The following is an 8950-nucleotide window of genomic DNA, read 5'->3' on the forward strand; positions in this document are numbered from 1 at the left end:
AATCTCCAGCCGCTATATTTCAGGTTTCACAAGTTGCCTCGGCGATGGCACACATACTGTCCCGTCATGATCGTTATTGCCACGCTATCGGCACCGTCATTGAGCTCGTTTCCCGCATCCGGGCTCACCTGTCGGCTGACATTTTTGCAACAACATCCGTCGCTCCTCTAGCTTCGCCGCGACTTCCTACTGATATAATACTTGCAATGAAGTAAGACTTCGAAATGTGCGCCTCAAGGCTCCCGCAACCGTCTGTGTACCGCTAGTCCAGCCCATGAGCTCCCTTTTCGACCACGAGATCATCAAACAGCTGCACAGCGGTGGCCGCTCGCGGGTGTATCGCGCCAGGGCTACTGATGGCACCGCACTGATCGTCAAGAAGCCCAATCAGCAGTTCCCTTCCTTTCAGCAACTGGCACAATTCAAGCGCGAGTATGCGATCGCGCGCCGCTGCCGCCATCCTGGCGTGGTGCATCCGCTTGCGCTGCAGCTGCACGGCGGGAGCTGGACGATGATCCAGGAAGATAGCGGCGGCCAGGCGCTCGACCAGATTCTGCGCGCGCAGGTGGCGGCGCGCAGCACGCCGGCGCAACCCGCGTTGGCGCTGGACGATTTTTTCGACATCGCGCTGCAGCTGTGCGCTGCGCTGGAGGAAGTCCATCGTCATGGCGTGATCCACAAGGACATCAATCCATCCAATCTGGTGTGGAATGCCGACCGGCGTCTGCTGCAGCTGATCGATTTCGGCATTGCCTGTGAACTGCCATACGAAAGCCATGGCATCGTCAATCTCCAGTCACTGGAAGGTACGCTGCGCTACATGGCGCCGGAACAGACCGGGCGCATGAATCGGCGGGTCGACTGGCGCGCCGATTTCTATGCGCTCGGCGCCACCTTGTACGAACTGCTGACCGGCCAGGCGCCATTCGAGGCGAGCGACGAGATGGAACTCGTGCATTGCCACATTGCCCGCAGTCCCGACTGGTCGCATCCGGCGCTCGCAGGCTTGCCTGGCCAGCTGCTGGCTATCATCCAGCGCCTGCTGGAAAAAAATGCCGATCAACGCTACCAGAGCTTGCAAGGCCTGCGCAGCGACCTCGCAGCGTGCCGCGCAGACAAGCCAGAGCAGGCGCTCAAGCTGTCCGAGCATAACGGCCGCTTCCTTGTGCCACAAACGCTGCATGGGCGCGAAGATGCCATCGCCGTGCTGCTGGCGGCGTTTGAGCGCAGTGCGGCCGGTACCTGCGAAATGCTGCTGGTAGCGGGCCACTCGGGCATAGGCAAGTCGGCGGTCGTCAACGAGGTGCAGAAACCGATCATCGCCCGGCGTGGCTGTTTCCTGTCTGGCAAGTTTGACCAGCTGCAGCGCGACGTGCCCTATGCCTCTCTGATCCAGGCTTTCCAGGGGCTGGTGCGCCAGCTGCTGGGCCAGCCCGAAGAATCGCTGCGGCAATGGTCTGGAAAACTGCACGACGCCCTGGGCAGTGGCATTGGCGTGCTGGTCGAACTGATTCCCCAACTGGCATTGATCGTCGGCCCCACCGAGGCGATGCCCGCGTCCGCGCCAGTACAGGCCCAGCTCCGCCTGGACCGGCTTTTCCCCCGCTTCGTCGAGGTCTTCGCCTGCGCCGGGCATCCGCTGGTGCTGTTCCTGGACGACCTGCAATGGGCCGATGCGGGCACGCTGCGGATGATCGAACTGCTCATGCTCTCCTGCGACAAGTGCTGCCTGCTGTTCATCGGTGCGTACCGCGACAACGAAGTGGGCGCCACCCATCCTCTCGTCGCGCTGCGCGACAAGCTGCGCGCGCGCGCGGTGCGCCTGTCCACGCTGTTACTCCCCCCCCTGAGCGAGCCGCAGGTTGCACAAATGGTGTCGGCCACCGTGCGCGTGGCGGCACCTGACTGCGCACCCCTGACCCGCATTTGCTACCGCAAGACGGCCGGCAATCCATTTTTCCTCAGCCAGTTTCTGGCCTCGCTCAATGAGACGGGCCATTTGCGCTACCGGACCGTCGACGATTGCTGGGACTGGGACCTGCCCGCGATACAACAGGTCAAATATACCGACAACGTGGTCGAGATACTGCTGGAGAAAATCCGCCGCCTGCCCACGGCAACGCAGCACCTGCTGCAACTGGCCGCCTCCAGCGGCAACCGCTTCACGCTCGACACGCTTGCGCTGGCAGTGGACCGGGCACCCCGGCACACGCAGCAAGCCTTGTGGCCGGCCCTCCATGCAGGACTGATCCAGCCGCTCGACGAACGTTATAAATACGTCAATGGCGACACCCGCGCTGGCCAAAGCGGTGTCAATTATCGATTCCTGCACGACCGCGTGCAGCAGGCAGCCTATCTGGTCGCCGATGCTGGTACCCGCGCTGCCAACCATCTTCGCATCGGCCGCCTGCTCCTGCGGCATGCGACGCCGGAGCGGCAAGACGGGACACTGTTTGAAATCGTCGAACAGCTCAACGCCGGCCGTGCGCTGCTCGACGATGCGGGCGAACGCGCGCAGTTGGCGACGCTTAATCTCCAGGCCGGCGTCAAGGCACGACGCTCTGCCGCGTTCCAGGCCACGCTGGAGCACATGCGAATCGGTCTCGGCCTGTTGCCGGCAGAGGCGTGGAGCGTCCACGCCGACCTCTGGCTCGACCTGCAGCTCGGCGCGGCCGAAGCGGCTTACCTGTGCGGCCAGTTCGATGCCGCCGAGGCGATCTATCCGCTGGTGCGCGCCCGCGCCTTGAACCCGCTACTGCAGGTACGCTGCATTGCCATCCAGGCCCACCAGTATCAATTGCAGGGCCGCCTGCTCGATGCCATCGCCGTGCAGCGCGAAGGCCTGGCGCAGCTGAACTTCGCCATTCCGCACGATGTCACGCACATGAAAGCGCGCTTTGACGATATCCTCGCCGACATCGGGCGCCTGCATGGCGCACAGGCGCCCGACACGTTGCTGGCGGCAGGCGAAATGTGCGAGCCGGACGCAGTGGCCGCGATGCAGATGATGCAGGGCCTGTGGATGGCCAGCTATTACGCCGGCCAGCAGGATCTCAGCGCGCTGATGGTGGTATCGATGACGCGGCTATCCATGCAACGGGGGAACAGCGATTTCAGCGCCGTCGCCTATGTCGGCTACGCGATGATGCTTGCGCTGTACGGCGGCGACGTCGCGCGCGGCTACGACTTCGGCGCGATGGCGATGGCGCTGGCCAGGCGGCGTGCCAATCTGCAGACGCGCACTCTCACGGGCCTGATGTTCGGTGCCCTCATCAGCCACTGGACGCAGCCCCTGCGCAGCTCCGATGCCCTGTACGAAGAAGCCTTTGGCTGGGCACTGGAAATCGCCGATTTTGTGCAGGTCGGCGTGGTGGCGGCCGTGCGCGCCACCGACCGGATCATCCTCGGCGACTACCTGCCGCACCTGATGCACGACATCGAGCACGACCTGGCGCTGATGCGCGCCAACGGCCAGCAGGCGATGGCCGATTGCTGCGTCGCCGCGGCAATCCAGCCAATCAAATGCCTGATGGGTCTCCTGCCCCGTCACGACAGCTACGATGATACGACGTTCAGCGAGGCGCGTTTCCTCGAACACTATGGCGACTCGAAGCTGTACCGCGCCTACTATTTGCAAGGAAAAATCCGTAACGCCTACCTGTTCGACGGCGCCGACGCCGAGCAGTTGGCCGGCCAGCTCGGCATCGTCACCCAGATCATGCGCGGCCAGGCCAAGGTTGCCGAGTCGAGCTTCTACGCCGCGCTGATACGGATCCGCGCCTTGCGGCGCGACCCGGCGCGACCCGATGCGGGCGATGTGCTGGTCGTGATCGACGCACTGCAGGCGAGCCTTGCCGGCTGGGCCAGTGAGGGCTCGGACAATAGCGGCGCCAAACATCTGCTGGTGATGGCCGAGATGGCACGCTACCGGGAAGACCTGCAGCTGGCCACGCGCCACTACCGGCAGGCGATCGACGCCGCCGGCCTGGCAGGCTACGTCAACGTGCAAGCGCTGGGCAATGAGCTGTGCGGCGAATGCTGGTCCGAGCTGGGACACGCGCGTGTGGCCGCCGTCTTCATCCAGGACGCCATCGCGCATTACGGCCAGTGGGGCGCAGAGGGCAAGGTGACACAACTGCGGGAGCGCCACGCTGCGCTGCTGTCAAGGATGGATGGCCGCGCCACGCTGTCGCATGTGGGGCCCCACACGCACGGCAGTTCGGCGCTCGACCTGGTGTCGCTGCTGAAAGCGGCACAGATCCTGTCGAACGAAGTCGGCTTGCGCAATGTGCTGACGCGCCTGATTTCCATCGTGTGCGAAAACGCTGGCGGGCAGATAGCGCGCCTGCTGCTACTGTCCGAAGGCAGCTACCAGCTGGAGGCCAATATCGATGGCGATGGCGTCACCGTCCTGCAAGCGCGCCGGCTCGACCTGAACGCCGTCAGCGACCCGCAGTTCCCGCTGTCGCTGCTTCGCTACGTGATCCGCACTGGCGCAGAGGTGATCGAAGACAGCATCACGGGCGTCTCGCGCTTTGCCGCCGACCCCTACGTGCAGCTGCAGCGGCCGCGTGCCGTCATGTGCCTGCCGATCCGGCACGGCGGACAGATCGACGGCATCCTGTACTTCGAGAACCGGCTTGCAGAAGCCTCTTTCACTCAGGAGCGCGTCGCGTTCCTGCGCATGCTCGGTGTACAGGCGATGATCTCGATCTCCAGCGCCAGGCTGCATGACAGCCTGGAGCGACGCGTTGCCGAACGCACGGAACAGCTGGAAGACGCCAACCGCAAACTGGCAACCTTGTCCATCACCGACGGCCTGACCGGCCTGGCGAACCGGCGCCATTTCGACGACGTGCTGCGCACCGAATGTGCACGTGCCACGCGCGTCGGCCAGCCGCTGGCCGTCATCATGCTCGATGTCGACTACTTCAAGCTATTTAACGACCGTCACGGCCACCAGGCCGGAGATGCATGCCTGATCCGGGTCGCGCAGGCGCTGGCGACCGGCATGCGGCGCGCGGGCGACCTGACGGCGCGCTACGGCGGCGAAGAGTTTTCAATCGTGCTGCCGAACACTGGCGCAGACGAGGCGCGCCAGATCGGCGAAGCGCTACGGCGCGCCATCGCAGAGCTGAACATCCCCCATGCGAGTACGGATGCAGCACAGGTGACGATCAGCGTCGGCATCGCGGTCCAGTCGGCGCCGGGCGCCGCCGATCCCGACGCCCTGCTGCGCCTGGCCGATGCCGCGCTATACCAGGCCAAGGATGCGGGGCGCAATTACGTAGTGCTGAGGATTCTACCGCCTGACTGCCCAACATGAGCACGCGCCATTTTTCACGGCGCGGGGCGGCGCCTCACTCGCTACCATGACTATTATCGCGCGCCTGCTCCTGTGCCTTTTCGTGCGACGCCAATCCGTTGAAGAACAGGTTGAGCAGCACGGCGACGATGGCGGCCAGCAGGATGCCGCTGTGCAGCAGGGGCGACAGGGCCTTGGGCATGTGCTGCGCGTATTGCTCGGCCACCAGCGGCAGCATGCCGAAGCCGATTGACAGGGCCACGATGAACAGGTTGTTGCGGTTGCTCTTGTAGTCGACGCCGGCCAGGATGCGGATGCCGGTGGCGGCGACCATGCCGAACATCACCAGCCCTGCTCCGCCCAGCACGAACGCCGGCACGGCTTCGGCCGTCTGCGCGATCTTTGGAATCACCCCCATGACCAGCAGGATGAGGCCGGCCGCTACGCATACCCAGCGGCTGCGCACGCCCGTCACGCCCACCAGGCCCACGTTTTGCGAGAACGAGGTGTACGGGAAGGTATTGAAGATGCCGCCGATCAGCGTGCCCAGGCCATCGACGCGCAAGCCGCGACTGATGTCGTCCTGCGTGATGCGCTTGTCCGTCATTTCGCCCAGCGCCAAAAACATGCCCAGCGATTCGATCATGACGACAATCATCACCAGGCTCATGGTCACGATGGCAACCACGTCGAAGGTCGGCATGCCGAACTGGAACGGTGTGACGATGGCAAAGGCCTTGGCGCTGGCCACCTTGGCGAAATCGGCCTTGCCCAGTGCAAACGACAGGGCCGTGCCGGCGATAATGCCGGTCAATACCGCAATATTCGCCAGGAAACCCCGGCCATACTTGGCCACCAGCAAGATGACGGCCAGCACGAAGAAGGCTATGCCCATGCTATCCAGCGCGCCATAGCCGGGGTTGGCGATCAGGGGCACAGGACCGGACGGCGCCGGCAAGCCGGCCGCCGTGGCGGCAGCGGCCATCTTGAGGAAGGCGGGATCGGCAATTTGCGCCATGGCAGGCGGCCCGCCCATGGCCCAGTTCACGCCCACGCGCATCAGCGACACGCCGATCACTACGATGATGCTGCCGGTGACCACGGGCGGAAACAGGCCCAGCAGGCGGCTGATGAAAGGCGCGATCAGCATGGAAACGACGCCGGCGCCGATCACCGCGCCAAAGATGCCGGTGATGCCCAGGGCCGGGTTGTTCGCCATGGCCAGCATGGGACTGACGGCGGCAAAGGTCACGCCCATCATCACGGGCAAGCGGATGCCGAAGTATTTGCCTATCCCCAGCGATTGGATCAGCGTCACCAGGCCGCAGCAGAACAGGTCGGCACTGATCAGTGCCGCCACCTGCTCGGGCGGCAGCTTGAGGGCACGCCCGACGATCAGCGGCACGGCGATGGCGCCCGCATACATGACTAGCACATGCTGCAAGCCCAGGGTGAACAGCTTGCCGGCAGGCAGGATTTCATCGACGGGCGATGGCGCTGCAGGCGTCGTGCCGGGAACGCTGCGGTGGATGGATTTCAGATGGGGAGTGGCCATTTACGCTCCATTTCCTGGGTTACCGCAGCCCGGATGGGCGCAGGTGAAAGGGAAAAGCAAGAGAGAAACGGGACGACAGGAACACAACGGCGACGGATCAAGCATGCGAAGCTCCTTGGATGGGACGACTCCCACAAGCCATGCACGCTTCGTGCCAGCGACGATTGTATACAGGAATTGTGTCGAAATACCATCGCGTTCGTCAAAAATCGGGCGCCCGCCACGCTGCGCTGCACTGTTTTCTGGCGCGCCAGCACGCGGCCGCACCAGAAGGCAGCAAGGCAGCAAGGCAGCAAGGCAGGCAGCATCAGGACCGGGCAGGACGAAACGCCACCAGGCGCTCGCGTCCAGCGATCATGCGCGGCGCACGCCAGCCGCAAGCCAACTGCACACTGGCCGCCAAGCAGGCGCCAACGTTGTTAAGCACCGGTCTGCGCTAGCTGCCGGCACAGCCATCCATCAGCGCTTCCAGCTGCCGCACATAGGCCGTACGCAACTGCTCGCGCACCAGCAAGGCTTGCACTTGCGCAAAAATGCCGTGCTGCGGCACGGCTGGCAAGAGGGGCGCAGCAGGGAGAACGGCGATACAGGGCACGGCAATGGGCAGCCTTTCCGCTGCGGCTTCCCGCCTTGGTCCGCCTGCCGCGCACCCCCCCAGCAGACAAACCAGCAGGCAGGCCAGTGAACAGTTCAGTAAGCAAGCCCAAGCCCGCAAGCAGACCCAGACCGGCAGCGACGCGGACGCACTCGTCAATGCCGCGCTCATGGCGTACCGCCAGCGGCGCTTCCGGCCGTTTCACGGGCGATCAGCGCCTCGGCCGCGCGGCACGCATCGCCTTCGGGCTGCAACGCCAGGATGCGCGCCGCTGCCGCTTGTGCGTCGGCCTGACCAGCCTGCGCTGTGGCCAGAGCCTGCAGGACCCGCGCCGACCGTCGTACGCCCTCCTCGCCCAGCGCATTCAGCGCCTGGTCCTGGCGCCGCAATACGCCTTGCACCTCCAGCACTTGTGCCGCGCAGCTGGCCCGGCCCGCCTCGCGTCCCCAGCGCTGGGCACAAAACACGGCAGCCCCCAGCAACAGCAGCATGGCCAGGATGCTCAACGGCGGCTTCATGCCAGCACCTTGCGCGCCGCCTGGTACAGGGCCAGGCGCTCGGCTAGGCCGTTCACGCCGCCGTTGATGCGGCGCGTCACCCTTTCCTGGTCGCCCGCATCGGCCAGGCGGTTCAAGCCGCGCGATTGCCAGAACCAGCCCGCCGAGCGACAAGCGGCAGCCGCCTGTTCCAGCAACTGCGGCGCTGCCAGCAAATCCAGGCCCAGCGCCACGCCGCACGCAGCATAATTCGCGCGCCCTGTCACCTGCAACAAGCCACGCCCCTTGAAGCGCACGCCGTCACCCGCGACCACATTGCCCAGGTCGGCGCGCCCTTCATAGGCAGCGCCGCTGGCCAGCTCGCGCACATGGCGCAACTGTCCCGATTCGTGGCCCACCTGCGCCAGGAACGACGCCTGGCGCAGCGGTGTGTCAATGCCGAACTCGGCCATCGCCGCATTCAAGGGGGTCAGGAACAGCGTAGCGCGACGGCCGGCCAAGGGCATGATCTGCATCAATTGCGCGCCTGTCACAGCATGCCCCGCACATCCTTGACGGTCGCCGCCGCGTCAACCGCCAGTTCACCGATATCCTTGCCGCGCCGCTTGTCGAACCAACGCACGCAAGCCCCCAGTACCCACCAGGCGGGCAAACCAGCCGCCACCATCAGCGGCGCGGCGATGAATAAAAAACCCGTGGCCGGGTCGCCGCCATACAGGCCCGCCACGGTCTTCGCGCTGTCAAACAGGCTGGGCCACCAGGACAACACGGCGGCCACCAGCACGGGACCGAGAAAGGTGGAAATGATGATACTGGAACAAAAACGGATAAATGCCTCCTTGGTCGATTGGGGCCACATGAACATGAAGCCCAGCGACGTGGCGGCCGCGCCAGCCAGCACGGGCACGCCAAACAGTTTGATCAATGCGCCGCCGGCGGCGGTGGTTTCGAGGGCCATGATTGCCTTTCAGGTGGTGGAAATGAAAAAACCCGCCGAA

General features: G+C 64.7%; 6 protein-coding genes. 1 reads left to right on the top strand and 5 read right to left on the bottom strand.

Going from position 1 to position 8950, the window contains the following annotated elements:
- The first annotated feature begins 274 nt into the window (after positions 1 to 274).
- On the top strand, positions 275 to 5326 hold the full coding sequence (locus tag ACQ4W0_RS24145) for a diguanylate cyclase domain-containing protein (RefSeq protein WP_436579064.1): 5052 nt from the start codon (positions 275 to 277) through the stop codon (positions 5324 to 5326).
- Positions 5327 to 5360: 34 nt separating this feature from the next.
- Here the strand turns inward: ACQ4W0_RS24145 and ACQ4W0_RS24150 are convergent, their stop codons facing one another.
- The 5 genes from ACQ4W0_RS24150 to ACQ4W0_RS24170 form a co-directional block, all read right to left on the bottom strand.
- Positions 5361 to 6860 carry a nucleobase:cation symporter-2 family protein gene (locus tag ACQ4W0_RS24150; RefSeq protein ID WP_436579065.1) on the bottom strand — a complete coding sequence of 500 codons (1500 nt, stop codon included), beginning with the start codon at positions 6858 to 6860 and terminating at the stop codon, positions 5361 to 5363.
- Positions 6861 to 7296: 436 nt separating this feature from the next.
- Positions 7297 to 7455, bottom strand: coding sequence for a hypothetical protein (locus ACQ4W0_RS24155; RefSeq protein WP_436579066.1), 159 nt, complete (start codon positions 7453 to 7455; stop codon positions 7297 to 7299).
- 167 nt (positions 7456 to 7622) lie between these two features.
- Entirely contained in the window at positions 7623 to 7973 is a 351-nt protein-coding gene (locus tag ACQ4W0_RS24160; RefSeq protein ID WP_436579067.1) for a hypothetical protein, read from the bottom strand.
- Positions 7970 to 8467, bottom strand: coding sequence for a glycoside hydrolase family 19 protein (locus tag ACQ4W0_RS24165; protein WP_436579068.1), 498 nt, complete (start codon positions 8465 to 8467; stop codon positions 7970 to 7972). The genes ACQ4W0_RS24160 and ACQ4W0_RS24165 overlap by 4 nt, the downstream gene beginning before the upstream one ends.
- Positions 8468 to 8481: 14 nt before the next feature.
- Positions 8482 to 8910, bottom strand: a complete 429-nt coding sequence (locus ACQ4W0_RS24170) for a hypothetical protein (protein ID WP_436579069.1) — start codon at positions 8908 to 8910, stop codon at positions 8482 to 8484.
- Positions 8911 to 8950 lie beyond the last annotated feature (40 nt).

The sequence above is a fragment of the Janthinobacterium breve genome (genome assembly GCF_051380895.1).
Classification (GTDB): Bacteria; Pseudomonadota; Gammaproteobacteria; order Burkholderiales; family Burkholderiaceae_D; genus Janthinobacterium.

Excerpts from the sequence above, each read along its gene's own strand:
- ACQ4W0_RS24145 (WP_436579064.1), top strand. The coding sequence starts at position 275 with ATGAGCTCCCTTTTCGACCACGAGATCATCAAACAGCTGCACAGCGGT.
- ACQ4W0_RS24150 (WP_436579065.1), bottom strand. The coding sequence starts at position 6,860 with ATGGCCACTCCCCATCTGAAATCCATCCACCGCAGCGTTCCCGGCACG.
- ACQ4W0_RS24160 (WP_436579067.1), bottom strand. The coding sequence starts at position 7,973 with ATGAAGCCGCCGTTGAGCATCCTGGCCATGCTGCTGTTGCTGGGGGCT.
- ACQ4W0_RS24165 (WP_436579068.1), bottom strand. The coding sequence starts at position 8,467 with ATGCAGATCATGCCCTTGGCCGGCCGTCGCGCTACGCTGTTCCTGACC.
- ACQ4W0_RS24170 (WP_436579069.1), bottom strand. The coding sequence starts at position 8,910 with ATGGCCCTCGAAACCACCGCCGCCGGCGGCGCATTGATCAAACTGTTT.